We start from the raw sequence: 22,223 nt of genomic DNA, 5'->3' as shown, positions 1-22,223 counted from the left end.
CCTCTTCCCTGTTCCTGCCTTACTCAAGGGTCGTTTCCTCAGCCTGTACCCACCACCCGCAACTGCGGGTGGCGCTGGGTCCCAGGCACGGGCAGTTGCGCGGTAGCATAAAGCCCCGCGACGCGGCCGATGATGAACAGGACCGGGGCATCGATGGGGTGGCCGGCAAGATCCGCGCCGATCCGCGCCAGGCTCGACGCCAGCCGCACTTCGCGCGGCGTGGTCGCATGGCCGACGGCCAGCACCGGCAGATCGACAGGCAGGCCGTGGGCGATCAGCTGCGCGGCGATATCGGCCATGTTCCCCGCGCCCATATAGACGACCAGCGTGGTGTCGGGATCAGCCAGCGAGGCCCAGTCGAGGTCCAGAACCCCGTCGCTGGCCCGGTGCCCGGTGACATAGCGGACCCCGGTCGCGAGGCCCCGATGGGTCAGGGGAACCCCGGTGGACGAGGCCGCGCCCTGCGCGGCCGTGATCCCCGGCACGTAGCTGTAGGCGACGCCGGCCGCTGCTAGCTCTTCCGCCTCTTCGCTGCCCCGGCCGAAGATCAGCGGGTCGCCGCCCTTCAGCCGGGCGACCGTCAGCCCGGCCTGCGCCAGTTCGACCAGCAGCACGTTGATCCGGTCCTGCGGTACGGAGTGGAACCCCGCCGACTTGCCCACCGAGATGCGGCGGGTTGCGGCGGGGATCAGGGCCATGATCTCGGGGCTGACCAGCCTGTCAAAGACCACCACATCAGCGCTCTGGATCACGTTCAGCGCCCTGACGGTCAGCAGGTCGGGGTCGCCCGGGCCTGCGCCGATGAGGAAGACTTTACCAGCCATGTCGGAAATCCTTGCCTGCCGGGAGGGTAGGTGAGGGGGCGCGATGCCGCGCCCCCGATGCTTGGCTGATCCGGTGATCAGTAGACGTCGTTCTGGGTGTTCGTGACGTTGAACTTGCCGGTGGGGGTGATCAGGCGCGGGTCCTTGATCACGTGCTTCAGCTCCAGCGTGGCGTCATCGACCACGACGATGGCCGATTCCTTGTCCTTGGCGTTCCAGACGGAGAACCACACTTCGGTTCCGTCCTTGTTGAATTCGCCCTGGACAACGCGGGGCTGGCCGTCGGTGATCTCGGCCCATTCGGTGATCGGCAGGGTCGTGAACTCGGGATCGGACCCGTTGTCGTCATCCCCGTTCTCGCCGTTCTCTCCGTTGTCGTCGTCGTCTCCGCCCATCTCGTCGATCTTGAACACGGCGACCGAGCCCGCGATTTCCGGATCGGGGTTCAGCGTCGCGTCCACGTAGAGGTGGTTCGAGCCCGGATAGGTCTTGACGAACAGCGAGCCGCCGCCAAGCGCCGGGAAGCTGTCGACGATCTTCCACGCGTTGTCGGCGTTTTCTTCCGGGTCGGTCCCGATCAGCGCCACCGATTCGTCGCCGAGGTGCGAGGTCGCCCAGACCGGCCCGTAGGTCGGGTGGGTGAAGTTCGCGCCGCGACCCGGATGCGGGGTCTCGCCCCCGGTGTCGGTGATCGCCTCCAGTTCGCCGTCCTTGGTGTCGATGACCACCAGCTTGCCACGGGCGTTCGCCGCCGTGATGAAGTACCGCTTGGTCGAGTCCAGCCCGCCGTCATGCAGGAAGCGCTCGGCCTCGATCTCGGTGATCTTCAGGTTCTTCAGGTCGGTATAGTCGACCAGGTGGATCTTCCCGGTTTCCTTGATGTTGACCAGGAATTCCGGGCGGTAGTGCGACGACAGGATCGCGGCCACGCGGGGTTCGGGGTGGTAGGTCTGCTCGTCATAGATGTTGCCGCGGGTCGAGACGATCTTCAGCGGCTCGAGCGTGGCCCCGTCCATGATGACGTATTGCGGCGGCCAGTAGGCGCCGGCGATGGCGTACTTGTCCTCCCAGCCTTCCATCTTCGAGGTCTCGACCGAGCGGGCCTCGGCGCCGATCTTGATGGTGGCAACGACCGCCGGTTCCTCCATCCACAGGTCGATCATATCGATCTTGGCGTCCCGCCCGATGACCAGCAGATAGCGGCCCGAGGCGGACATGCGGCTGATGTGGACGGCGTAGCCGGTGTCGATGACGGACTTGATCTCGTAGGTCGCGCCGTCGATCAGCGCGATCTGCCCGGCGTCGCGCAACGTGACGCTGAACAGGTTCTCGATGTCCCAGTCGTTCATCTTCTCAGTCGGCCGGTCCTCCGGCGGAACCAAGACCTGCCAGGTCTCGCGCATCTCGGGCATCCCGAACTCGGGCGGGCTGGCCGGGTCGAGCAGGATGTACTTGGTCATCAGGGCCACCTGCTCTTCGGTCAGGTCGCCCGAGGTGCCCCAGTTCGGCATCCCCGCGGGGGAGCCGTAGGTAATAAAGCTGTGCAGATAGTCGTAGCCCAGTTCCCGGGTGATGTCCGGGGTCAGCGGCTTGCCCGTCGCGCCCTTGCGCAGCACGCCGTGGCAACCGGCGCAGCGTTCGAAATAGATCTTGTTCGCCTCGTCGAACTCGGCCTGGCTAAGCGCCTCGACCCCTTCGACCGCGCCCGGCGCCTGCAGCTGTTCCTGCGCCAGCACGTTCAGCGAAGGCTCGTACTGGTCCTGCGGCTTCGAGGTGTGATCGACGACCTCGGACTCCATCGCTTTCTGCTCTTCCGTCGTCAGCGATGCGCCCTCCGAGCGGGGTGCGATCTCGACCGGGGTTTCCGGGCCGGCCTTGGGGCCGGAGACGGCGTTCGGGTCGGGATCACCCGCTGTGGTGGTCGTGTCGGAAATCTCGCCCGCACCCTCGGGGACAGTGGCGTCCGCTGCCCCTGCGTCCGCAGCGTCGGCCGCGGCGGGTTCGGCAGCGGGGGTGTCGGTCGCCGCGCCGGCGGCTGCATCGGTGGCGGCAGCATCCGCAGCCGGTGCGTCGGCGGGGGCGGCGTTGGTGTTTGCCGAAGTTGCGGCGTCCGCCGCGGGTGCGGGCGCGGTCTGTGCCTCTGCAGCGGCGCCTTGGTCGGCTGGCGTGGCAGCGGCCTGGGCCCAGGCCGTGCCGGTGCCGAATACCAGTGCCAGTGCCGCCGACGCGAGCAGCGTCGTCCTGGCTCTTTGGGCTGGGAGTTTCATTGCGACTTGTCTCCGTTCGCTACAAGGTCTGCCGGGATCGTGATCGGTTGGCCGTCACGCTTCCTTGACTTCGGTTAAGGTGCGGCGCGCACGACAAGAAAAGGATGGAGGACGGAACGAGCGGTCGCACACGGGCGGCTTGCGGATCCTCGTGGCGGCGGCCTTCCCCGCTGCGACGTCTCGAACGGTGATGGACGGCTTTCCCTTGGCATTACCCGCGACATCTGCCCGCAATCGTCTTCGTGATTCCCGCTGGGCTGTCGCGTCACTCGGGGCAGCCATGGTCGGGTTGGGCCGGACAGCGGCTGACCGCGCCAGAGGCTCGGACCGGCGCGCAGCATGCCGGCGCCTCGTGGCTGTCGCACTGGTTGCGTTCGCCGCGTTCTCGTCCGCCGTCTCGGCGGCACCGCGCGGCGGTGACGCCGGCGGCACCGGTGAACAGGTCGCGCCGGCCTCGCCGACACCCGCGATTGCCGCCGACCTGTTCGGGCTGGGCGCAGCCCCCCGGCTGGAGCGGCTGGAGGAGCCGGTGCCGGGCTGGCGGGTCCGCGCCGGGGGCGAGGCGGACGCGGTCGGGCTGATCGGATCCACCTGGGAGCTGGCCGGATCGACGGGTTACTCCGGCCGGCCATTGGATGTCCTGGTCGCCGTCACACCCGACGGGCGAATCGCGGGCGCGCAGTTGATGCGGCACGCAGAGCCGGTGCTGACGCTCGGCATCTCCGACGCCGACATCGCCGCCTATGTGGATGCCTACGCGGGCTACGATATCACCGCGGCGCGGACCGGCACGCTGGAACATACCGAGGGGCTGCCCGACGTCATCTCGCGGGCGACCGTGTCCACCGGGGTGATCCGGGACGGGATCCTGCGCACCGCGCGCATCCTTGCCGGGGCGCAGGGGCTTGGCGGCGGGGCAATCGACCGGGTGGCCTATCAGCCGGCGGACTGGACCGCGCTGGTCGAGATGGGCGCGCTGAGCCATGTGCGCGTGACAATGGCCGAGGCGGCCGAGGCGCTGGCGGGTGCCAGCCGCGTGCCGACGCCCTCGGACCAGCCCTATCTGGAGATGTGGACGGGGCTGATCGACACCCCCACGGTGGGGCGCAATCTGCTGGGGCAGCAGGAGATGAACACGGTGGCGGGCGCCCTTGGCCCGAACGAGGCCCTGCTGGCCGTCCTGTCGCGGGGGCTGGCCTCGCACCGGGGCACCGGCTGGCGGTCATCGGGGGTCTTCGATCGAATCGCGGTGACGCAGGGCGACGTGACCCTCGTTCCCGAGGCCGACGGCTATACCGCCATCTCCGGCCTGCCGATCGAAGGCGACCCGGAACTGAAGGAGCGCAGCGTCTTTCGAATCAACGCCGATCCGGAACAGGGCGGCATCGACCCGCGCCAGCCATTCACCGTGACGGTCACCACATCGCGTCCCGACCCGGACGGCAACGAGATCGCGCTGCCGATCAGCGCCACCGTCAGCCTGCCCGAACAGTTCCAGCTGGCGCCACCGGCGCCCGAGGAGCCGCTGTGGGTCGAATCCTGGTACAGCAAGCAACCGCAACTGATCGTCGTTGCCGCCATGCTGGGGGTTCTGGCGCTGGTCCTGTTCGGACAGGAATGGCTGGTGCGGCGCCCGGTCCTGTGGCGGCGGCTGCGGCTGACCTATCTGGCCGCCACGCTGGTCGTGCTTGGCTGGGGGTTGAACGCGCAGCTGTCGATCGTTCAGGTGGTCGCATTCCTTCACGCGCTGCTGTCGGGCTTTCGCTGGGAAACCTTCCTGGTTGCGCCGCTGATCTTCATGCTCTGGTCCGCCGTGGCGCTTGGCATGCTGTTCTGGGGACGTGGCGTGTTCTGCGGCTGGCTGTGTCCCTTCGGGGCGCTGCAGGAACTGACGAATGCCGCGGCGCAAAAGCTGGGGGTGCGCCAGATCGCGGTGCCGCAGGCGCTGCACGAACGGCTGTGGGTCATCAAGTATTCGCTGTTCGTGGCCATCGTGGCGCTGTCCTTCTACAGCATGGAACAGGCGCTGATCCTGGCCGAGGTCGAGCCGTTCAAGACCGCGATCTCGATGTATTTCCTGCGGCAGTGGCCTTTCGTGCTTTATGCCGTTGCACTGCTCGGGGCGGGATTGTTCATCGAACGCTTCTTCTGCCGCTATGTCTGCCCGCTCGGCGCGGGGCTGGCGATCCCGGCCAAGCTGAAGATCTTCGACTGGCTCAAGCGCCGGCCGCAATGTGGGCGCGAGTGCCGGCTGTGCGAGACGAAATGCCCGATGGGCGCCATCGACCCGCTGGGGCGCATCAATCCGAATGAATGCGTCATGTGCCTGCGCTGCCAGGTGATCATGGACGACGAGAACACGTGCCCCGTCCTCAAGCGCCGCGCCCGCGGCGCAGGCGGCGGCCACGCCGCGCCGCCGGTTCGGACCGCACCCGAAAGCGGACCGGTGCCGCCGCCACTCCACCCCACGCAGGTGCCCGCAGGCGCCCATGCCGGCGCCGCCTCGGACGCGCAGCCGCCGGCCTTCCGGTCCCAGCAGGTGACACCATGACCACAACCGTTTCTTCGCGCACGCCCCGGTCCCTGCCGATTTTCTTCCGCGACGGATGGCGCGTGTTCTTCGTGGCAGCGGGCCTTTATGCCGTCGCCGCGATCACGGTCTGGATGCTCTGGATTGCAGACCTGGTCGGGCTGCCACTCGGGCCGGGGCCGAACGCCTGGCACGCGCACGAGATGGTCTTCGGCTTTGCCACCGCGGCCTTGGGCGGGTTCTTTCTGACCGCCGTGCCGAACTGGACGGGCGCCAAGGCCGCGCCCGAGCGGTTCATAGCGGGCGTCGCGGCGCTGTGGCTGGCCGGCCGCATCGCGGTCTGGTTTTCGGGTGCGTTGCCCGCCGGGCTGGTGGCACTTGTTGATCTGGCGTTCCTGCCGGTGCTGGCTGCCAAGATCCTGACGCAGCTGCTGAAGCGGCCGAAGCCGCAGAACATGATGTTCCTGCTGCTGCTGAGCCTGCTGTGGATCGGGAACCTGCTGGTGCACCTGGACTGGATGGGGGTCGCTGCTACCGGTTCGCAGGGATTGCGCGGCGGGCTGCTGTCCGTCTGTGCGATGATCGCGGTGCTCGGGGGGCGGGTCACGCCGTCCTTCACCCGCAATGCGTTGCTGCGCGCCGATCCGGCGGCGGCGATGCCGGTATCGCGGGCGCCGCTGGACCGTGCCGGTGTCGCGCTGCCGATCCTCACCGCGGTCGCCGCCCTGCTGGAACTGCCAGCGGCTGTGGTCGGGACCCTGGCGCTGGCGGCGGGGATCGTCGCCGCGGCGCGGCTGGCAGGATGGCAGACCCGCCATACGCTCGGCGACCCGATCGTGTGGGCGCTGCATTCCGGCTATGCCATGCTGGCGCTGGGGCTGTTTGCCTGGGGACTGGCCCTGCTGGGGATCGGGTCCGAATTCGGGGCCTTGCACATCCTCGGCATCGGCGCGGTCGGGGGCATGACGCTGGCGGTGATGAGCCGTGCGTCGCTGGGCCATTCGGGCCGCCCGCTGGTCGCTCCCGGACTGGTGGCCGTCGCCTATGCGTTGATCCCGGTGGCCGTGCTGCTGCGCTGGACCGCGTCCACATGGCCGGGCAGCTTTCACGTCGCCGGCTCGCTGGCCGCCGGGCTGCTGTGGGTGCTGGCCTTCACGTTCTATCTGGTGTCCCTGTGGCCGGTCTGGATGCGGCCGCGACCATCGGCAGAAAGGGCGGCATGATGTCTCCTCCAGCAGGCATGCGGATGCCCCGACGTCGGTTCTTGGCCCTGAGTGCCTGCGCCATCGGCGCACCGCGATCCGCGGCATCGGCACCGCCGCAGCACTGGCGGGGCGCGGCAATGGGTGCGGACGTCACCCTGCGCGTGGACGGTGCCGACTACGGTCAGGCGCACGACTTCTTCCGCGCGGCGGAGCGTGGGCTGAAGGGCATCGAGGAGCGCTATTCCCTGTACCGCCCGTCCGAGTTGACCCAACTGAATGCTCGGGGGCGGCTTGCCCACCCGTCCGACGACATGCAGGCGCTGCTGGCGCTGGCGCGGCGGGTTCATGGCGTGACCGGCGGCGCCTTCGATCCCAGCCTGCAGCCGCTGTGGCAGGCCGTCCGGACCGGGCTGCCCCCCGATCCCGCGCTGCTGGGCTTTGCTGAGATGACGATCGCGCCCGACGAGATCCGCCTGCCGCGCCCGGGGATGGCGCTGACCCTGAACGGGATTGCCCAGGGCTGGGCGGCGGACCGGCTGGCGGACGTGGCGGCCGGCCACGGCCTGACATCGGTGCTGATCGATACGGGCGAGATCGTCGGCACCGGCCGCGACTGGCAGGCGGGCATCGCGGCGGCGGACGGCCGCCTGGTCAGGCAGATCCGCCTGAACGGCCGGGCGCTGGCAACCTCTGCGCCGATGGGAACGCGGATCGGGCCAGCGTTCGATTCGAGCCACATCCTAGACCCGCGGGGCGGTCAGGCACGCTGGTCGCTCGTTTCGGTCAGCGCCGATTCGGCGGCGGTTGCCGACGCGCTGTCGACGGCCGCCTGCGTCATGGACCGCGGCGAACTGGATGCTGCCCTCGCGGCATTTCCCGATGCCCGGATCGAGGCGATCGAGGCGGCCTGAGGGACCCAGAGGGCAGCGTCTTGGCAGAGCGGCCTGTGTTGCCCGGCAGCACCCCTGACGCCCGCATCGCTGCCTCCGAGATTTTCACGAGGCTTTGACTTTCGTTAAGGTAGTCCTGCCGGCCCCGGGCGATGGGGTTGGCTATCGAGAAACCGCTCGGAAGGACAGCCGCCATGCGCGACGTCATGACCAAGAGCATGGCCCGAAACGTGTTCTACGGCGGGTCATTGTTCTTTATTGCTATTTTCCTGGGGCTGTCCGTGCACAGCCACATCTACGCCGTGAACGTATCCACGGCCCAGGCCGAACTGACCCCCGAGGTCGTGGCCGGCAAGCACGTCTGGGAACGCAACACCTGCGTGAACTGTCACTCGCTGCTGGGCGAGGGGGCTTACTTCGCCCCCGAGTTGGGCAACGTGATGGTCCGCTGGGGCGTCCAGGACGATCCGGACGGCGCCTTCGAGGCGCTGAAGGGCTGGATGCAGGCGATGCCCACCGGCATCGAGGGCCGTCGCCAGATGCCCTATTTTGACCTGACCGACGCCGAGTACCGCGAGCTGTCGGAATTCCTGCGCTGGACCAGCTTTATCAACACCCAGAACTGGCCGCCGAACGACGCCGGCTGAGAGGGACACAGAAATGAAATACGAAACGCAACGGATCGCGTTCGCCTATTACGCGGTTGCCATGGCGCTGTTCGCGCTGCAGGTGATCTTTGGCCTGACGATCGGCTACATCTACGTCGATCCGAACTTCCTCAGCGAGACACTGCCGTTCAACGTGGTTCGGATGCTGCATTCGAACAGCCTGGTCGTCTGGCTACTGCTCGGGTTCTTCGGCACCACCTACTTCCTGCTGCCCGAGGAGGCGGAGCGCGAGATCCATTCGCCGCTGCTTGCCTGGCTGCAGCTGGCCATCATGGTGGTCGGGACGCTGGGCGCGGTCGTCACCTACATCTTCGACTTCGCCCACGGCAGCTATCTGTTCGGCACCCAGGGCCGCGAGTTCCTGGAGCAGCCGACCTGGGTCAAGATCGGCATCGCCGTCGCCGCCGTGCTGTTCATGTACAACGTGACCATGACGTCGCTGAAGGGCCGCAAGACCGCGATCACCAACGTCCTGCTGCTCGGCCTCTGGGGGCTGGTGCTGCTGTGGCTGTTCGCCTTCTACAACCCGGCGAACCTGGTGCTCGACAAGCAGTACTGGTGGTACGTGATCCACCTGTGGGTGGAAGGCGTCTGGGAACTGATCATGGCCTCGATCCTGGCCTTCCTGATGCTGAAGCTGACCGGGGTCGACCGTGAAGTGGTCGAGAAGTGGCTGTACGTCATCGTCGCCACGGCGCTGTTCTCGGGCATCCTGGGAACCGGGCACCACTACTACTGGATCGGCCTGCCGGCCTACTGGCAGTGGATCGGCTCGATCTTCTCGAGCCTCGAGATCGTGCCCTTCTTCGCCATGATGTCCTTTGCCTTCGTGATGGTCTGGAAGGGCCGCCGCGACCATCCGAACAAGGCGGCGCTGCTGTGGTCGCTGGGCTGTTCGGTGCTGGCCTTCTTCGGGGCCGGGGTGTGGGGCTTCCTGCACACGCTGCACGGGGTGAACTATTACACCCACGGCACGCAGATCACCGCGGCGCATGGCCACCTGGCCTTCTATGGCGCGTATGTCTGCCTGGTGCTGGCGATGATCACCTATGCCATGCCGATTCTGCGCAACCGTGAGCCCTACAACCAGGTGCTGAACATGGGATCCTTCTGGCTGATGTCGGGCGGGATGCTGTTCATGACCTTCACCCTGACCTTTGCCGGCACCGTGCAGACCCACCTGCAGCGCGTGAACGGCGAGGCCTACATGGATGTGCAGGCGCAACTGGCCATCTTCTACTGGATGCGCTTCGGATCCGGCGTGGCGGTTGTTCTGGGGGCGCTGCTGTTCATCTACTCGGTGATGATGCCGCGACGTGAGGTCGTGTTGCCCGGGCCCGCGCAGCGCGCCAAGGACCAGGTCGCCTATACCACGCCGGCGGAGTGAACCCGATGAACGCACAGACGCAAACACAGCAGGGGGCTCCGGCCCCCTTCTACCTTCCGCAGGGTGACGAGATCGCGGTGTTCGAGGCAGCGGCGGCGCATGACCTGCCGCTGCTGCTGAAGGGGCCGACCGGCTGTGGCAAGACACGGTTCGTCGCCCACATGGCGGCGCGCCTCGGGCGCGATCTCTATACGGTCGCCTGTCACGACGACCTGTCGGCTGCCGACCTGATCGGGCGCTACCTGCTCAAGGGCGGGGAGACGGTCTGGGTGGACGGGCCGCTGACCCGGGCCGTGCGCGAGGGGGCGATCTGCTATCTCGACGAGGTCGTCGAGGCCCGCAAGGACGTGACCGTCGTGCTGCACCCGCTGACGGATGACCGGCGCGTTCTGCCGATCGACCGCACCGGCGAGGAACTGCACGCCGCCCCGGGCTTCATGCTGGTGGCGTCCTACAACCCCGGCTACCAGAACATCCTCAAGACGCTGAAGCCCTCCACGCGGCAGCGGTTCCTGGCGCTGGACTTCGACTTTCCCGAGCCTGCCGCGGAAACCGCGATCGTGGCGCGGGAAAGCGGCCTGGACGAACGCCGGGCGGCCGGCCTGGTCCGGCTGGCCGGCAAGCTGCGCGGACTCAAGGGACAGGACCTGGAAGAAGGCGTGTCGACCCGGCTGGTCGTCTATGCCGCGACGCTGCTGGCGAACGGCATGGACCTGAACCGTGCCGTCGAGTCCGCGATGATCGAGCCGCTGAGTGACGATGACGAGGTCAAGCAGGGGCTGCGGGATCTGACCGTCGCCGTCTTCGGCTGAGCACGGAGCGCAGAGGTCGATGAGCGAGCTTGAGCTGGAGCCGTGGGAGCCGGAAGAGACCGTCGGCAAGATCTGGCATGGCTGGGCCAGCCGGCTGGACAGCCCCGCACGCCATGACGACGCCAGCGTCGATCTCGCCGATTTCCGCAACCGGCTGGCGGTGGTGTTCCGCGGGCTTGGCGGCGATCCGGCGGTGGACATCCGGGCCGATGCCGACCGGATCAGCCACCACCGCCTGTCCCTGCGCCGGCGCTTGGGGGCGGAAGTCGAGGCCGTGCCGCAGGCTAGCTTTGATGGCGAGATCCTGCGCCTGCCGGTGCGGCTGGACCTGATGCCGAGCATCGAGGCGAACGCGGCCATGTATCTGTGGCTGGTCGCCGCGGCAGCCCAGGCGGTTCCACCCGAGCCGGCGACCGATCCGCTGCAGAACGATCTGGCCGTGATCGCCGCGGCGCGGGCGACCGTCGCCGCGACGCTGGACAACGCACCCGGGCTGGCGCCGCTGCACGCCGAACTCGCGGCGCTGACGCTGCAATTCCGCCCGCCACCAGCGCGTCACTCCGTCGAAGCCGCGGTCGAGGCGCTGATCCGGGCCGAGCTGGGCGACCCGACGCCGCTGCCCGATGCGGCCCGGGCGCTGCTGGATGGACCGGTCACCGCACCGCGCGGCTACCGCCCGATGCGGCCAGTTTCCATGTGGCCGCGGAAGATGGCCCCCGGCCAGTCCGCCCCGAGCGAGGTCGAGACGCGCGACACCGACGGCACGCCGGAAGAAAGCACGGCAGAGCGCACCATCCGCGCCCGCCGGCAGCGTACCGACCAGGCCAACCGCAAGGACAGCCTGATCCTGCACAAGTTCGAGGCGATCCTGAGCTGGGCCGAGTTCCTGAACCTGAACCGGCGGATCGAGGACGACGACGACGACAGCGCCAAGAAGGCCGCCGACGATCAGGACGAGCTGGGTCTGGGGCAGGTCAGCAAGGCGCCCGCAACCCGGCTCAAGCTGCACCTGGACCTGGCACCCGAGGATGTCGACCGCGAGGCGCTGTCGGGCGTGTTCACCTATCCCGAGTGGGAGGCCCGTCGTGGCTGCTATCTGCCGGCCCATGTGCGGGTGCTGGACAGCGAGGCCCAGCCGACCGAAGCCGCGGCGCCGGGGTTCGACCAAGCGGCGCGGCGTCGCATCAACGCCGTCCGCCGCCGGTTCGAGGCGCTGCGCCCAGGGCGGATCACCACCTCGGGGCATCGTGACGGGGACGAACTGGACCTGGAGGCGACGGTGCGGTCGCAGGTCGGTCTGCGCGTGTCCGGAGAAGGCAGCGACCGGGTCTGGCGGCAGACCCGGACCGAGACCCGGGACCTCGCGGTCTCGATCCTGCTGGACGTGTCGCGGTCCACGGAAAGCGCCGTCGCGGGACGCAGCGTGATCGACATCGAACGCGAGGCGCTGGCGGCGCTGGCCTGGGGAATCGATGCGCTCGGCGACGCGGTATCGGTCCAGGCGTTCAGCTCGCTCAAGCGCGACCGGGTGTTCGTTACCACCTGCAAACGCTTCGACGAACGAATGAGCCCTGCAATCGAGGCCAGGATTGCAGCCCTGCGTCCGCATTTCTACACGCGCCTCGGCGCCGGGATCCGGCATGCCACGGCGGGACTTGCCGCGCAGGCCCGGCGTCGTCGGCTGCTGCTGGTCATCACCGACGGCAAGCCCAACGATCTGGACCATTACGAGGGGCGGCATGGAATCGAGGACAGCCGCATGGCAGTGCGCGAGGCCGAGCGCGCCGGCAATTCCGTCTTCGGCATCACTGTCGACCGCGATGGAAAGGCGTGGTTCCCGCGACTGTTCGGCCGCGGCGGTTACGCGCTGGTGCCGCACCCGGATCATCTGCCTGCCGCGCTGCCCGGGATCTATCGCCGGCTGGTGGCGTCGTGAGCGGATCGGACCACGCCAGCAACCCGGACGCATCAGCTCCATCCCTGCTGGACGATCTGCCCGGCGACCTGATGATGTGGGTGCTGATCGTCAGCGAACTTGCCGTGTTCGCCGCCGGGCTGCTGGCCTTCCTGGCAGTGCGCCTGACCGATCCCGCAGGATTCGCCGACGCGCAGGACCAGCTGCACCGCGCCTCCGCCGGGATCAACACGGCGGTGCTGGTCACCTCGGGCTGGTTCGCCGCGCGGGCGGTGACCGCTGTGAATGCCGGTTCCCGCAGCGCCGCACGCTGGATGCTGGCTGCGGCGGCCCTGCTCGGAGTGGTGTTCACGATCCTCAAGGGCGTGGAATACATGGACGCGGCCGGCAAGGGGCTGGGGACCGAGGCGCACGCGTTTTTCACCTTCTACTGGCTGCTCACGGGGTTTCACGCCGCGCATGTGGTCGCCGGCGTGCTGATCCTGGGGCTGGTTGCCGTCCGGTTGCGGCCTGATCATGTCGAGGCAGGGGCGCAGTTCTGGCACATGGTCGATCTGGTCTGGGTGGTGCTGTTCCCGATCATATATCTGCTGCGATGACGGGGGGATCGCAGCCTCACGCCGGGCCGACGACCGGCCGCGGACCGCAGGAGCGCGCCGAGGCGCGTCACCTGACCCGCGCTTGGCTGGCCCTGCTGCTGTTCAGTGCGGTGTCCACGGCCGTGGCGCTGGCATTGCCGACGCTGGGCCCGGACTGGGTCCGGATCGCCGGGATCCTGATCCTGGTGCTGGCCTGGCTCAAGGCGCGCGTGATTTTAGGCCGGTATCTGCACCTGGACCGTGCTCCCCAGATCGGGCGCGGTTTCGGCCTGGTCCTCGCGCTGGTGATGTCGCTGGCGGCCGTGCTGTTCCTGGTCGCGTAACCGGCCGGGTCCTTACGGCCGATCACCGCATGCGCCGAACCGGTCAGGGTTTTCCATGCAGGTCCGCGGCAAGATTGCGCAGTTCGCCCAGATCCTCGATCCTGACGATGTTGCCGTCGATCCGGACCCCGTGATCGCGCAGGCGCGCAAAGGCGCGCGACAGGCTTTCGGGTTTCATCCCCAGCCGCCCCGCGATCAGAGTCTTGTTGTAGGGCAGGGTGACCTTGCACCCGCCCTCGTCACAATCGGCGAGATCGGCCAGGAACTCTGCCACCCGCTGGACCCCGGACCGGGCCTTGAGTTGTTCGACCTGGGTGATCAGCGACTGCAGGTGCATGTAGGTGGACGAGACCACGGCGATCGCCAGCTTGGGATCGTTCTGGATCTGAGAGCGCAGCTGCGCCCCCTTGATCTGGATCAGCGTCGCTTCGGTGATCGATTCCGCCGATACCGGATAGGGGACCTGCCGCAGCGCCACGGCTTCACCGAAGCTGCGGCCCTTGGTCATGACGCTGACCACCGCCTCGGCCCCGGACGGGGCGACGCGGTAGAGCTTCACCCAGCCATCCAGCACGATGTGAACGGACTCGGCGGTCTCGCCCTGCAGGAACAGGGTCTCGCCCGGATCGACGGTCCGGACGACAGCCCGTTCCAGAACCAGATCCTGCAGCGCGGCCGGCAGCGGGGCGAGAAAGGCGGATCGCCGGGCGGCCGCAAGGTGAAAATCATGGTCACGCACCCCGCCACGGATGGGTTCCGGCCTGACCAATGTCAAGGCGGGCTTTGCGAAACGACCGCAGACAGGCGGCAGCGACCAAGCCCGGCCGCGGAACATCGATGAGGACATCATGGCCCCGAACAGGTCCCGCAACATGGCGGTGTGGCCAACTGTGATTGCAGCTGCAGTGGTGATTCTGCTCGCCGTCTGGTTCTTCATGGGCGTCGACGTCGAGGATCCGGTGCCGACGCCCGACTCGCCCGCTGCGACCAACACCGACGGTGAACCGGTGGGGACCACCGGTCCTGAGCCCCAACCCGGCACGCCCCCGGGCGTTGACTGACCCTGGCCTGATCCCGCCGGAACGGGTAGATCTGACTCTGTGCCGGCGTGCTCCACGCCGCTGTTGGCCTGCACCTGATCGGTCTGGCCACAGGTCACTCGTTGGCTCTTGGGCACCGGGAAGCTCGTCCATGAACAGATGACGGCCGCAACGGCGGCCGGCATACTCTACCGTCACGTCATCGCAGCCGACGGCAGGCGCAAATCTGCGGCAGGGTTGTTGCGTCAGGTTCCGCTGCCCTTTATGGTAGCGCCCGGCATAGCGACAATCGCATGGCTACATGGCCCGTACGCCCGGCATATCCAGGCTGCGGGCGTTTTCTTGAACGTTGTGCGGGGGCGGGATGGGGCGCAGGCTACTGGATATCGGGCTGATCTCGTCGCGGTCCGGCAGCTATCGGTGGCTGGCCGAGACCGCCCGCTCCGGGGTGCGGGCAGCGGTCCAGCTGATCAACGCCGATCCCGATGCACCGGTGACCATCCGCATCCACGAGGCGGATCCTGCCGGTCGCGCTGATTGCTACGGGCCGTGCGTCGACCGGCTGTGCCGCACGACGGGGCTGCGACACCTGTTTGGCGCGATCACCTCGGCCAGCCGCAAGGAAGTGATCCCCGTCCTGGAACGGCATGGCGCGACACTCTGGTATGGTGCCCCATGCGAGGGGTTCGAAACCGCTGACTCGGTTGCGTACATGCACTCGACGGTGAACCAGAACGTGCTTCCGCTGCTGGACTGGGCCTTGCCCGCACTGGGGCGCCGGGCTTTCCTGGCCGGTTCGAACTATGTCTGGGGTTGGGAGATCGCACGCGTCGCACGCATGCAGGTCACCGCGGCAGGCGGTGAGATCCTGGGCGACCGGACCGTTGCGCTCGGCGACACTGATGTCGCCGCGCTGGCGGATGAGGTACGGAATGCCGCGCCGGATTTCGTGCTGAATTCGTTGGTGGGGGAGTCGCAATACGCGTTCCTTCGGGCGTTGCGTCAGCACGGATGCCGGATTCCGGTGCTGTCCTGCAACTTCACGGAAGCCGAGGTCTTGGCCGTCGGAGACGCGGCCGAGGGCCTGATCTCGGTCGGCCCCTATTTCGCCGGCGTCGGCCCGGCGCCGATCTTTGCCAACAGCTTCCAGCGTGCCGCCTTTCTGTCGGTCATGACACTCGTCGACCTGCTCGGGCAGCCCGGGTCTTCCGACGACATGACCCTGCCGCAACTCCTGTCCGGCGGGTACGAACCGCTGGACCCGGCGACGCATCACAGGGCGCACCCGGTGCATATCGCGCGCGTTCAACGCGGGCGGTTCAACCCCATCCTGAGCCTGCCCATGATCGAGGCGGATCCGTATCTGAGCCGCCCTCCGACGCCCGGTCCCGCCGCGCGGCGCAGCCACCTGCAGGTTGTCCGATGAAGATGAGGCCGCGGGAGGTCAGCATCGAAAGACTGCCTCGCGTCACCAGGGCAGTCAGGACCGGCGCCCGTCGCGCCCGGGCGGTGCCCGCAACGTGGTGAGCCGGACCGAGCCCGCTGCTGCAGTCGCCGAGTTGCCGACCCGCAGACTTCCCGGTCGGCTGCTGCGGCGGCCAATGGCGGCATTCGGCATCGCCGTCATCCTCATCATCATCACTGCGGCCATTTTCGCGCCGCAGATCGCGACCTTCCCGCCCGATCAGCAGAACTTCGACGGGCTGACGCTGGAGGGCGCGCCGATGCCCCCCAACGCGACCTACTGGGTCGGCACCGACCTGCTGGGCCGCGACCTTTTCTCCCGCTTGCTCTATGGGGCCCGCACGTCACTGATCATCGGCATCGTCGCGAACGGCATGGCACTGCTGATCGGCACAACGGTGGGACTGGTTGCCGGCTGGTGGCGCGGCTGGATCGGCAGTCTGCTGATGCGCCTGACGGATCTGATGATGGCGTTTCCCGCGCTGCTGCTGGCGATCTGCCTGGCCGCGATCTTCCAGCCCTCGCTGTGGATCGTCGCGCTGGTCATCGCGCTGGTGAACTGGGTGCAGACCGCGCGGATCGTCTACACCCAGACGATCTCGCTGGCCGAGCGCGACTTCGTCGCCGCCGAGCGCACCCTGGGCGCCAGCGACGCCCGCATCCTGTGGCACCATATCCTGCCGCACCTGGTGCCGACGCTGCTGGTCTGGGGCACGCTGGGCATCTCCATCACCGTGCTGCTGGAGGCGACTCTCAGCTATCTGGGCGTCGGGGTGCAGCCGCCCACGCCGAGTTGGGGCAACATCATCTTCGAGAACCAGACCTATTTCCAGTCGGCGCCCTGGCTGGTGTTCATTCCGGGCGCCGCGATCCTGCTGCTGGCCCTGGCCTTCAACCTGGTCGGCGACGCCCTGCGTGAGGAGATGGACCCGACGCAGAAGGGCAGGGGCTAGCCATGTGGTCCTATGTTGCCCGGCGCCTGATCCAGTCCGTGCTGATCCTGCTGGGAGTCAGCCTGGTCACGTTCGTGCTGCTGTATGTGCTGCCCGCCGATCCGGTGCGGCAGATCGCCGGACGTTCCGCCACCCCGCAGGTGGTGGAAAGCATCCGCAGGGAACTCGGCCTCGATCAGCCGTTCCTGGTGCAGTACTGGACCTATCTGACGGGTCTGGTGCAGGGCGACATGGGCCGCAGCTATCTGCAAAGGGCCGACGTCGCGACGCTGATCGCCGCGCGCCTGCCGGCCACGCTGCAGCTGATGGGGCTGGCCATCGTTTTCGAGCTGGTGATCGGCCTCACCCTGGGCATCGCCGCGGCGCTGTATCGCGGCCGGGCCGTGGACAGCGTGCTGATGATGACCAGCTTTGCCGCCGTCTCGGCGCCGCAGTTCGTCGTCGGTCCGCTGCTGCTGTACCTGTTTGCGGTCAAGCTGGGCTGGTTTCCGATCAGCGGCTACGGGACGCTGTCCCATGCGGTGCTGCCGGCGCTGACGCTGGCGATCACCGGGTCGGGCTGGTACGCGCGGATGATGCAGTCCTCGATGATCGATGTGCTGCACACCGACTATGTGCGCACGGCCCGTGCCAAGGGGCTGACCCGCCGCCGCGTCCTGTTGAACCACGCCGTGCCGAATGCAATCCTGCCGATCATCGCGATGATAGGGATCGATGTCGGCATCTTCATGGGGGGCGCGGTGATCGTCGAGAGCGTGTTCGGCTGGCCGGGGATCGGTCAGCTCGCGTGGCAGGCAATCCAGCGCGTGGACATCCCCATCATCATGGGGGTCACACTCGTCTCGGCCTTCGCGATCGTTCTGGGCAACCTGCTCGCCGACATGATCGCGCCGCTGATCGATCCCCGCATAAAACTGAGATGACCAACAGGAGAGCGAAAAGATGACCCTGAGGCAGCTTCTGGCCGCGACCGCGATGACAGCCCTGCTGGCTGGCCCAGCCCTGGCACAGGACGAGACGCCGGACCCCGACGCGCGGCAGGGCGGGGCCATCGTCATCACCTACAAGGACGACGTGGCGACGCTGGATCCTGCCATCGGCTATGACTGGCAGAACTGGTCGATGATCAAGTCGGTGTTCGACGGGCTGATGGACTACGCGCCCGGCACGACCGACCTGCGCCCCGGCCTGGCCGAAAGCTACGAGATCAGCGACGATCTGCTCACCTACACCTTCAAGTTGCGTCCGGGGGTCAAGTTCCACAACGGCCGCGAGATGACGGCGGATGACGTCAAGTATTCGATCGACCGGGTGCTGACCCCGGCGACCCAGTCGCCCGGCGCGGGCTTTTTCGGTTCGATCAAGGGTGCCGACAAGATGGCTGACGGTTCGGCCACCACGCTGGAAGGGCTGACGGTCGTGGATCCGCAAACCGTCAGGTTCGAGCTGTCCCGGCCGGACGCGACCTTCCTGCACGTGCTGGCGCTGAACTTCGCCTCGGTCGTCCCGAAAGAGGCGGTCGAGGCCGCGGACGGCGATTTCGGCCATCAGCCGGTCGGCACCGGCGCCTTCAAGCTGGGCGAATGGGTCACCGGGCAGAAGCTGACCCTGGTCAGGAACCCCGATTACTGGCGCGAGGGGCTGCCCTATCTGGACCAGATCACCTTCGAGATCGGGCAGGAGCCGGTCGTGGCGCTGCTGCGCCTGCAGAACGGCGAGGTCGACGTGCCGGGCGACGGCATCCCCCCGGCCAAGTTCCAGGAGGTGATGAACGACCCCGAGCAGAAGGCGCGGGTGGTCGAGGGCGGGCAGCTGCAGACCGGCTACATCACGATGAATGTCACCCAGCCGCCCTTTGACAATGTCGAGGTGCGCCGCGCCGTGAACATGGCGATCAACAAGAATCGCATCGTCCAGATGATCAACAACCGGGCGATTCCGGCCAACCAGCCGCTGCCGCCCAGCATGCCCGGATATACCGAGGACTACGACGGGTATGCGTACGACCCGGAGGCCGCGAAGGAACTGCTGGCCGAGGCCGGTCTGGCCGACGGATTCCAGACCGAGCTTTACGTGATGAACACGGATCCGAACCCGCGCATCGCCCAAGCCATCCAGCAGGATCTGAAGGCGATCGGAATCGACGCCTAGATCCAGAGCCTGGCACAGGCCAACGTCATCGAGGCCGGCGGCGCGGGGAATGCCCCGATGGTGTGGTCCGGCGGTATGGCGTGGATCGCGGATTTCCCCGATCCCTCCAACTTCTACGGTCCGATCCTCGGTTGCGCCGGGGCAGGCGAGGGCGGCTGGAACTGGGCCAAGTTCTGCGACGAGGAACTGGACCAGGCCGCCGCCGCGGCCGACGCGATGGCCCGGCCCGACGAGGCCGAGGCGCGGCTGGAGGCGTGGTCGGACGTCTACATGCAGGTGATGGAGCAGGCGCCGTGGGTGCCGGTGTTCAACGAACAGCGCTTTACCATCAAGTCGCCGCGGATGGGGGGCGCCGACGCGCTTTATACGGACCCCGTCTCGATTCCCGTCAACTATGACTATGTGTATGTGACCGATGTGCAGTAACTGCGACTATACGATCCATGGGGCGCAGCACCATTTCGGCTGGAACAACCAGCGCGAGCCGGCGCTGCGGATCGCACCCGGGGCGACGGTCTGTCTGGAATGCCTGGACAGCTCCGCCGGCCAGCTGGGTCCACACTCCGTCCTGCAGGACGTCGTCGATCTGGATTTCGGCAAGATCAATCCGGTCAACGGTCCGATCTTTGTCGAGGGTGCCCGGCCCGGCGACGCGCTGAAGATCACCATCGAGGGCTTTCGTCCGCAGGCGCAGGGCGGGCGCGGCTGGGGGTGGACCGCCAACATCCCCGGCTTCGGCCTGCTGGCCGACCAGTTCCCCGATCCGGCCCTCACCTTGTGGAGCTTCGATCCGGAAGGCTGCGACCACGCAATGTTCGGCTCCGAGGGGCGGGTGCCCCTGAAGCCGTTCGCCGGCACGGTCGGCTGCGCGCCGGCCGAACCGGGCGACCACAGCATCGTGCCGCCCCGGCGGGTCGGCGGCAACCTGGACATCCGCGATCTGGCCGCCGGTTCGGTGCTGTACCTCCCGGTCGAGGTCGAGGGCGGATTGCTGTCGATCGGCGACACCCACGCCGCGCAGGGTGACGGCGAGGTCTGCGGCACCGCCATCGAATCGCCGATGGACGCGATCGTCACCGTCGATCTGGTCAAGGATGCCAACCTGCGGTTCCCGCGCTTTACCACGAGCGGGCCGGTCACCCGGCATCTGGACACCAAGGGGTACGAGGTGACGACCGGAATCGGGCCCGATCTGATGACCGGGGCGCGTGACGCGGTCGCCGGCATGGTCGATCTGCTCTGCGCGCAGCGGGGCATGTCGGCCGTCGACGCCTACATGCTCGTGTCGACCTGCGGCGACCTGCGGATCTCTGAGATCGTGGACATGCCGAACTGGGTCGTCAGCTTCTACTTCCCGCGCGCGGTCTTTGAATGATCCAGGCCGACGATGTCGGGGGGGCGGTCGCCGCCCCCTCGTCCCTGGCATTGGACCGGGCGGACCCGCACCCTCCGCCCTCAGCGGACGGACCGCCGGTCCTGTCGGTCCGGAACCTGCAGGTTTCGGTCAACACCCCGGGCGGGCTGCACCCGCTGGTGGACGGTCTCAGTTTCGACCTGCACCGGGGCCGCACCCTGTGCATCGCGGGTGAATCGGGGTCGGGCAAGTCGATCACCTCGCTGGCGATCATGGGCCTGCTGCCGAAACCCGCGGTGCGCGTGACCGGCGGGCAGATCCTGTTCGGCGGACGGGACCTGTCCGCCCTGGCCGAGGGGCAGATGCGGCGCATCCGCGGCAACCGCATCGCGATGATCTTCCAGGAACCGATGACGTCGCTGAACCCGGTCATGACGATCGGCACCCAGCTGGCCGAGGCTTTGCGCGCCCATGCGCCACTGACCGCGGCCGCGGCCCGGGCCCAGGCCCTGGCCGCGCTGCAGGCGGTCCGCATCAGCCAGCCGGAACGGCGGCTGCGGCAGTATCCGCACGAGCTGTCCGGGGGAATGCGTCAGCGGGTCATGATCGCGATGGCCCTGCCCCTGCGACCCGACGTGCTGATCGCCGACGAGCCCACGACGGCACTGGACGTCACCGTGCAGCGCGAAGTGCTCGACCTGCTGCGGGACCTGCAGCGCGAGACGGGAACCGCGATCGTTCTGATCACGCACGACATGGGTGTCGTGGCGGAGATGGCCGACCAGGTGCTGATCCTGCAGAACGGGCGAATGGTCGAAGAGGGACTCGCCGCCGAGATATTCGAGCATCCCCGGGAGGATTACACCCGGGCACTGCTGGCCGCGGTGCCGCGGATGGGCGATGGCAGCGGCCAGACAGCCGTACCGCAGGCGCCACTGGTGCAGGTGAAGGACCTTTCGGTGCGCTTCGATATTCATGGCGGGTTGCTGCAGCGTGTGGTCCAGCAGGTCCATGCGGTCGAACATGTCAGCTTCGACATCGCGGAGGGCGAGACCTTCGCGCTGGTGGGCGAGTCCGGTTGCGGCAAGTCCACCATTGCCCGCGCGATGGTGGGGCTGGTGCCCCATGCCGGGACGATCAGCATCGCCGGCCGCCGGGTCGGATCGCTGGATGGCGCGGGGCGCATGGCGCTGCATCGCGATGTGCAGATGATCTTCCAGGATCCGATGGCGGCGCTGAATCCGCGCATGACGGTCGGCCAGCTGGTGGCCGAACCGCTGGTCATCCACGGCGTCGGCACACCCGGCGAACGGCGCGACCGCGTCGCCGCGCTGTTCGAGCGGGTGGGGCTGGACCGCAGCCATCTGGACCGGCACCCGCACGAGTTTTCAGGCGGTCAGCGTCAGCGCATCTGCATCGCCCGGGCGTTGGCGCTGAGCCCCCGCCTGATCATCGCCGACGAAAGCGTGTCGGCGCTGGACGTGTCGGTCCAGGCGCGGGTGCTGAACCTGCTGGCAGAGCTGAAGCAGGACATGGGCGTGTCGTACCTGTTCATCAGCCATGACATGGCGGTGGTCGAGAACATCTCGGACCGGATCGCCGTCATGTATCTGGGTCAGATCGTGGAGATGGGAACCCGCGCGCAGATCTTCGGCGACCCGCAGCACCCCTATACGCAGCGGCTGATGGCGGCCGTGCCTGTGCCCGAGCCGGGGCATGTCCGTCCGGCGATGCCGCGGCTGTCCGGCGAGATCCCTTCGCCTGTCCACCCGCTCGGCGCGGGTCCCGCGCAGGTGCGGCTCCGGGACGTGGGCGGCGGCCACCTGGTCGAGGCGTGATCG

The 22,223-nt window shown here is 67.9% G+C and carries 18 protein-coding genes and 1 pseudogene; 16 read left to right on the top strand and 3 right to left on the bottom strand.

Annotated elements, in window-relative coordinates:
* Nucleotides 1–38 precede the first annotated feature (38 nt).
* Together cobA and Q0938_RS12580 are read right to left on the bottom strand one after the other, a co-directional pair.
* Nucleotides 39–824, bottom strand: coding sequence for a uroporphyrinogen-III C-methyltransferase (cobA, locus tag Q0938_RS12585; RefSeq protein WP_299362811.1), 786 nt, complete (start codon nt 822–824; stop codon nt 39–41).
* A gap of 77 nt (nt 825–901) precedes the next feature.
* Nucleotides 902–2,623, bottom strand: a complete 1,722-nt coding sequence (locus Q0938_RS12580) for a nitrite reductase (RefSeq protein WP_299362859.1) — start codon at nt 2,621–2,623, stop codon at nt 902–904.
* Between the two features lie 820 nt (nt 2,624–3,443).
* Here Q0938_RS12580 and Q0938_RS12575 point away from each other — a divergent pair.
* The 9 genes from Q0938_RS12575 (at nt 3,444) to Q0938_RS12535 (ending at nt 13,420) form a co-directional block, all read left to right on the top strand.
* Nucleotides 3,444–5,642 (top strand): NosR/NirI family protein, encoded by a 2,199-nt coding sequence (locus Q0938_RS12575; protein ID WP_299362808.1) that lies wholly within the window; start codon nt 3,444–3,446, stop codon nt 5,640–5,642.
* Complete coding sequence (locus tag Q0938_RS12570; protein ID WP_299362806.1) at nt 5,639–6,844, top strand: NnrS family protein; 1,206 nt, start codon at nt 5,639–5,641, stop codon at nt 6,842–6,844. Before Q0938_RS12575 ends, Q0938_RS12570 begins: the two co-directional genes overlap by 4 nt.
* A 119-nt stretch (nt 6,845–6,963) precedes the next feature.
* Nucleotides 6,964–7,737 (top strand): FAD:protein FMN transferase, encoded by a 774-nt coding sequence (locus Q0938_RS12565; RefSeq protein WP_299362803.1) that lies wholly within the window; start codon nt 6,964–6,966, stop codon nt 7,735–7,737.
* 173 nt (nt 7,738–7,910) lie between these two features.
* Entirely contained in the window at nt 7,911–8,363 is a 453-nt protein-coding gene (locus Q0938_RS12560; protein ID WP_299362801.1) for a cytochrome c, read from the top strand.
* A 13-nt stretch (nt 8,364–8,376) separates the two neighbouring features.
* Entirely contained in the window at nt 8,377–9,771 is a 1,395-nt protein-coding gene (locus Q0938_RS12555; RefSeq protein WP_299362798.1) for a cbb3-type cytochrome c oxidase subunit I, read from the top strand.
* 5 nt (nt 9,772–9,776) lie between these two features.
* Nucleotides 9,777–10,583: a CbbQ/NirQ/NorQ/GpvN family protein gene (locus tag Q0938_RS12550; protein ID WP_299362795.1), complete on the top strand. Its 807-nt coding sequence runs from the start codon at nt 9,777–9,779 to the stop codon at nt 10,581–10,583.
* A gap of 19 nt (nt 10,584–10,602) precedes the next feature.
* Entirely contained in the window at nt 10,603–12,519 is a 1,917-nt protein-coding gene (locus tag Q0938_RS12545; RefSeq protein ID WP_299362792.1) for a nitric oxide reductase D protein, read from the top strand.
* A gap of 71 nt (nt 12,520–12,590) precedes the next feature.
* Nucleotides 12,591–13,097 (top strand): cytochrome c oxidase subunit 3, encoded by a 507-nt coding sequence (locus tag Q0938_RS12540; RefSeq protein ID WP_299362856.1) that lies wholly within the window; start codon nt 12,591–12,593, stop codon nt 13,095–13,097.
* A complete protein-coding gene (locus Q0938_RS12535) occupies nt 13,094–13,420 on the top strand; it encodes a cytochrome C oxidase subunit IV family protein (protein ID WP_299362790.1) in 327 nt (108 codons plus the stop codon). Before Q0938_RS12540 ends, Q0938_RS12535 begins: the two co-directional genes overlap by 4 nt.
* Nucleotides 13,421–13,463: 43 nt before the next feature.
* On the opposite strand, the gene Q0938_RS12530 is transcribed toward Q0938_RS12535, so the two are convergent.
* A complete protein-coding gene (locus Q0938_RS12530; protein ID WP_299362788.1) occupies nt 13,464–14,195 on the bottom strand; it encodes a cyclic nucleotide-binding domain-containing protein in 732 nt (243 codons plus the stop codon).
* A gap of 73 nt (nt 14,196–14,268) precedes the next feature.
* Between Q0938_RS12530 and Q0938_RS12525 the strand changes: the two genes are divergently transcribed.
* The 7 genes and pseudogenes from Q0938_RS12525 (at nt 14,269) to Q0938_RS12490 (ending at nt 22,220) form a co-directional block, all read left to right on the top strand.
* Nucleotides 14,269–14,481 carry a hypothetical protein gene (locus tag Q0938_RS12525; protein WP_299362786.1) on the top strand — a complete coding sequence of 71 codons (213 nt, stop codon included), beginning with the start codon at nt 14,269–14,271 and terminating at the stop codon, nt 14,479–14,481.
* A 343-nt stretch (nt 14,482–14,824) separates the two neighbouring features.
* On the top strand, nt 14,825–15,886 hold the full coding sequence (locus Q0938_RS12520; RefSeq protein WP_299362783.1) for a transporter substrate-binding protein: 1,062 nt from the start codon (nt 14,825–14,827) through the stop codon (nt 15,884–15,886).
* A 97-nt stretch (nt 15,887–15,983) separates the two neighbouring features.
* On the top strand, nt 15,984–16,877 hold the full coding sequence (locus Q0938_RS12515) for an ABC transporter permease (protein WP_366942754.1): 894 nt from the start codon (nt 15,984–15,986) through the stop codon (nt 16,875–16,877).
* Nucleotides 16,878–16,879: 2 nt separating this feature from the next.
* Complete coding sequence (locus Q0938_RS12510; RefSeq protein ID WP_299362780.1) at nt 16,880–17,800, top strand: ABC transporter permease; 921 nt, start codon at nt 16,880–16,882, stop codon at nt 17,798–17,800.
* Nucleotides 17,801–17,825: 25 nt separating this feature from the next.
* Nucleotides 17,826–19,454 (top strand): annotated as a pseudogene (locus Q0938_RS12505) (ABC transporter substrate-binding protein).
* Nucleotides 19,444–20,403: an acetamidase/formamidase family protein gene (locus Q0938_RS12495; protein WP_299362774.1), complete on the top strand. Its 960-nt coding sequence runs from the start codon at nt 19,444–19,446 to the stop codon at nt 20,401–20,403. Before Q0938_RS12505 ends, Q0938_RS12495 begins: the two are co-directional and overlap by 11 nt.
* Nucleotides 20,400–22,220 (top strand): ABC transporter ATP-binding protein, encoded by a 1,821-nt coding sequence (locus tag Q0938_RS12490; RefSeq protein ID WP_299362772.1) that lies wholly within the window; start codon nt 20,400–20,402, stop codon nt 22,218–22,220. Before Q0938_RS12495 ends, Q0938_RS12490 begins: the two co-directional genes overlap by 4 nt.
* The last annotated feature ends 3 nt before the right edge of the window (nt 22,221–22,223 follow it).

Origin of the sequence: uncultured Paracoccus sp., from assembly GCF_947496875.1 — a bacterium.
Taxonomy (GTDB): Bacteria; Pseudomonadota; Alphaproteobacteria; order Rhodobacterales; family Rhodobacteraceae; genus Paracoccus.
Note: the sequence above shows the minus strand (reverse complement) of the source record. Positions and strands in the feature narration are given on the sequence as shown.

Bases quoted from the DNA above. Each gene is read 5' to 3' on its own strand.
- Q0938_RS12565 (WP_299362803.1), top strand. From the start codon at position 6,964: ATGGGTGCGGACGTCACCCTGCGCGTGGACGGTGCCGACTACGGTCAG.
- cobA (WP_299362811.1), bottom strand. From the start codon at position 824: ATGGCTGGTAAAGTCTTCCTCATCGGCGCAGGCCCGGGCGACCCCGAC.
- Q0938_RS12510 (WP_299362780.1), top strand. From the start codon at position 16,880: ATGTGGTCCTATGTTGCCCGGCGCCTGATCCAGTCCGTGCTGATCCTG.
- Q0938_RS12570 (WP_299362806.1), top strand. From the start codon at position 5,639: ATGACCACAACCGTTTCTTCGCGCACGCCCCGGTCCCTGCCGATTTTC.
- Q0938_RS12525 (WP_299362786.1), top strand. From the start codon at position 14,269: ATGGCCCCGAACAGGTCCCGCAACATGGCGGTGTGGCCAACTGTGATT.
- Q0938_RS12580 (WP_299362859.1), bottom strand. From the start codon at position 2,623: ATGGAGTCCGAGGTCGTCGATCACACCTCGAAGCCGCAGGACCAGTAC.
- Q0938_RS12490 (WP_299362772.1), top strand. From the start codon at position 20,400: ATGATCCAGGCCGACGATGTCGGGGGGGCGGTCGCCGCCCCCTCGTCC.
- Q0938_RS12550 (WP_299362795.1), top strand. From the start codon at position 9,777: ATGAACGCACAGACGCAAACACAGCAGGGGGCTCCGGCCCCCTTCTAC.
- Q0938_RS12560 (WP_299362801.1), top strand. From the start codon at position 7,911: ATGCGCGACGTCATGACCAAGAGCATGGCCCGAAACGTGTTCTACGGC.
- Q0938_RS12495 (WP_299362774.1), top strand. From the start codon at position 19,444: ATGTGCAGTAACTGCGACTATACGATCCATGGGGCGCAGCACCATTTC.
- Q0938_RS12545 (WP_299362792.1), top strand. From the start codon at position 10,603: ATGAGCGAGCTTGAGCTGGAGCCGTGGGAGCCGGAAGAGACCGTCGGC.
- Q0938_RS12520 (WP_299362783.1), top strand. From the start codon at position 14,825: ATGGGGCGCAGGCTACTGGATATCGGGCTGATCTCGTCGCGGTCCGGC.
- Q0938_RS12555 (WP_299362798.1), top strand. From the start codon at position 8,377: ATGAAATACGAAACGCAACGGATCGCGTTCGCCTATTACGCGGTTGCC.
- Q0938_RS12540 (WP_299362856.1), top strand. From the start codon at position 12,591: ATGATGTGGGTGCTGATCGTCAGCGAACTTGCCGTGTTCGCCGCCGGG.
- Q0938_RS12535 (WP_299362790.1), top strand. From the start codon at position 13,094: ATGACGGGGGGATCGCAGCCTCACGCCGGGCCGACGACCGGCCGCGGA.